Source organism: Streptomyces sp. NPDC056948 (assembly GCF_042674225.1).
Classification (GTDB): Bacteria; Actinomycetota; Actinomycetes; order Streptomycetales; family Streptomycetaceae; genus Streptomyces; species Streptomyces purpurascens.
In genome coordinates this window covers 1-2,151 of record NZ_JBHUQX010000744.1, presented here as the reverse complement: position 1 = coordinate 2,151, position 2,151 = coordinate 1, and the positions used below count along the sequence as shown (strand labels likewise).

Genomic DNA, 2,151 nt, shown 5'->3' with positions numbered 1-2,151 from the left:
CGCCTACGGCCTGCGCACGGTCCCGGTCGCCGTCGACATCGCGCAGCGGGTGGCCCGGCTCGCGCCCGAGGCCTGGGTCATCAACTTCACCAACCCGGCCGGCCTGGTCACCGAGGCCATGTCCCGCCACCTCGGCGACCGCGTCATCGGCATCTGCGACTCCCCGGTCGGCCTCGGCCGCCGCATCGCCCGCGTGCTCGGCGCGAACCCCAAGGAAGCCTGGATCGACTACGTCGGTCTCAACCACCTCGGCTGGGTGCGCGGCCTGCACGTCGCCGGCCGCGACGAACTGCCGCGGCTGCTCGACGACCCCGACCTGCTCGGCTCCTTCGAAGAAGGCAAGCTCTTCGGCGTCGACTGGCTCCGGTCCCTCGGCGCGATCCCCAACGAATACCTGCACTACTACTACTACAACCGGGAAGCCGTACGGGCTTACCAGCAGGCCGACAAGACCCGCGGTGCCTTCCTGCACGACCAGCAGGCCCGCTTCTACGCCGAGATGAAGAACCCGGACGCCCCCGCCCTGAAGGTCTGGGACGACACCCGCGCCGAACGCGAGGCCACCTACATGGCCGAGAACCGTGAGACGGCGGGCGCCGGCGAACGCGACGAGGACGATCTGTCCGGCGGCTACGAGAAGGTGGCCCTCGCCCTGATGCGGGCCATCGCCCGGGACGAGCGCACGACCCTGATCCTCAACGTCCGCAACCGGCGCACCCTGTCGGTCCTGGACACCGACGCCGTCATCGAGGTCCCCTGCCTCGTCGACGCCAACGGCGCCCACCCCGTCACCGTCGAACCGCTGCCCGACCACGCCACCGGACTGGTCTGCGCGGTCAAGGCCGTCGAGCGCGAGGTGCTGTCCGCCGCCGACTCCGGCTCGCAGGCGACGGCGGTGAAGGCCTTCGCGCTGCACCCGCTCGTCGACTCCGTCAATGTGGCCCGCCGGCTGGTCGAGGGCTACACCGAGGTCCACCCCGAGCTGGCGTACCTTAGGTGAACGCCGTCCGGTAAGCGCTTTCCCCCCGCCGCTTCCCGCCTGCTCGCTCGTTCCGCTTCCTGGAGACATCTCATGCATGACGAAAGCCGCCGGATCGAAGAGCGCGTCCAGCGCCTTCACGACCAGCGCATCAAGGCCGCGGTCTACGCGGCCACCGTCCCCTTCGAGGTGGAGGCCTGGCAGGCGCCGGGGGAGCCGGTCCCGTTCGAGGAGGCCGCCGCCGCCCCGTACGAGCCGTTCGCGATGGGCACCCCGTGGGGCCCGCCCTGGGGCACCACCTGGTTCCGCATGCGCGGTGAGGTGCCCGCCGAGTGGGCCGGCAAGCGCGTCGAGGCCGTCATCGACCTCGGCTTCGTGGGCGACTGGCCCGGCAACCAGGCCGAGGCCCTGGTGCACCTCACGGACGGCACCCCGCTGAAGGCCGTCAACCCGCTCAACCAGTACGTGGCGATCGCCAACCCGGCGACGGGCGGGGAGACGGTCGACTACCTGGTCGAGGCCGCCTCCAACCCGGACATCCTGGCGGACAACTTCTCGAAGATCACCCCGCTCGGCGACAAGCTCACCGCGGGCGACAAGCCGCTCTACACCTTCCGCAGTGCCGACATCGCGATCCTCGACGAGGAGGTCTGGCACCTCGACCTCGACGTCCAGGTGCTGCGCGAGCTGATGCTGGAGCTGGGCGAGCACGACCCGCGCCGGCACGAGATCGCCCACGCGCTCGACCGGGCGATGGACCTGCTCGACCTGGACGACGTCTCCGGCTCCGCACCCGCCGTCCGCGCGGCGCTCCAGCCGGTCCTCGCCCGCCCCGCGCACGCCAGCGCGCACACCGTCTCCGGCGTCGGCCACGCCCACATCGACTCCGCCTGGCTCTGGCCGATCCGCGAGACCAAGCGCAAGACGTCCCGCACGTTCTCGAACGTCACGTCCCTGGCCGACGAGTACGACGACTTCATCTTCGCCTGCTCCCAGGCCCAGCAGTACGAGTGGGTCCGCGACAACTACCCCAAGGTCTGGGCCCGCATCCAGGAGTCGGTCAAGAACGGCCAGTGGGCGCCGGTCGGCGGCATGTGGGTCGAGTCCGACGGCAACCTGCCCGGCGGCGAGGCCGTCGCCCGCCAGTTCATCCACGGCAAGCGGTTCTTCAT

Annotated in this window: 1 protein-coding gene and 1 pseudogene; both read left to right on the top strand. The window is 70.9% G+C overall.

Going from position 1 to position 2,151, the window contains the following annotated elements; genetic code table 11:
• Positions 1–1,000 (top strand): 6-phospho-beta-glucosidase (locus tag ACFTZL_RS44255; protein WP_382596122.1); only part of this gene is annotated, 1,000 nt, incomplete at its 5' end.
• Positions 1,001–1,072: 72 nt separating this feature from the next.
• Positions 1,073–2,151 (top strand): annotated as a pseudogene (locus tag ACFTZL_RS44250) (alpha-mannosidase); the annotation flags it as partial.